This window comes from Oryzisolibacter propanilivorax (assembly GCF_900103645.1).
Taxonomy (GTDB): Bacteria; Pseudomonadota; Gammaproteobacteria; order Burkholderiales; family Burkholderiaceae_C; genus Melaminivora; species Melaminivora propanilivorax.
Map to the genome: position 1 here is coordinate 1 of NZ_FNHP01000023.1, position 1,216 is coordinate 1,216.

At 63.3% G+C, this 1,216-nt stretch carries 1 pseudogene; it reads right to left on the bottom strand.

Features of this window, described 5'->3' with window-relative positions:
• Nucleotides 1–1,168: pseudogene (locus BLQ61_RS17110) on the bottom strand (IS3 family transposase); the annotation flags it as partial.
• Nucleotides 1,169–1,216: the final 48 nt, after the last annotated feature.

Sequence of the window (1,216 nt, forward strand, 5' to 3'; positions counted from 1 at the left end):
TGCCAGTCTTGCTCGAAACGCACCGGGCTGACGTATGCCAGCGTCGAGTGCAGCCGGGTCCGGTTGTACCAGAGTACCCAGTCGATGACCTCGTCCTTGGCCTGGCGCCGCGTCACAAAGCGTTGGCCATGCAACCTCTGGACCTTCAACGATCCGAACAGCGTTTCGCTGCAGGCGTTGTCCCAGCAGTTGCCGCGTCGGCTCATCGAGGCCGTGATGCCGTACTCCTGCAGGACGTCGCGCAAGTCCTGGCTGGCGTATTGGGTGCCCCTGTCGCTGTGGAACACCAGACCGGCGTGCTTGCCCGGATGGCGTTTGAACCAGGCCATGCGCAGCGCATCAATGGCGATGTCCCGCGTCATGTCCTGGCGCAGCGACCAGCCCACCACCTGACGGCTGAACAGGTCGATCACCACGGCCAGGAACAGCCAGCCTTCGTCGGTTGCGATGTAGGTGATGTCGCTCACCCAGACCTTGTCGGGCTCGGCCACGTCGAACTGCCGATCCAACAGGTTGGGGGCCACAGGCAAGTCGTGATTGCTGTCCGTGGTGACCTTGAAGCGGCGCTTTCACTTGGCTCGGATGCCATGGAGTTGCATCAGCTTGCGTACCCGCTCCTTGCCTACCCGAATGCCCCTGGCCAGCAGTTCTTTCCACGTGCGCGGCCAGCCGTAGCCGCCGCGCGTCTGAGCATGGATGGCCTTGATGTGTACCAGCAGCGCGTCGTCGCTGAGGTGGCGCCGCTGGTGAACCTCGAAAGTCCGGCTGGCCCGACGAACGAAGTGCTCGTGGTACCCAGCGATGCTGGCCCGCATAACGCGGCACTGCACCGAGATCGGCCATGCCTGCCGGTTGCGGTGGATGAAGGTGTACTTCTGCTCTGCGCTTTCGCGAAGTACGCCGTGGCTTTTCCCAGGATGTCGCGCTCCATCTTCACGCGGGCCAACTCTGCTCGCAGCCGTCTGATCTCCATCTGCTCGGCACTCACCACTTTGCTGTCGGCCCCTGTGAGCTTGCCCTGGCGCTCAGCCTTGACCCAGTTGAACAGCGTCTGCTCCACCACGCCCAGCGTCCCGGCCGCCGCCGCGATGCTTTGACCACCGCGCACCAGCCGCACGGCCTCCTGCTTGAACTCCAGCGTGTAGCGCGCCAGCACTGTCTTCGTCATGTCCGTCTTCCTCGCTTGTATTGAAACACCCAGCAAGGGGTACGTTTT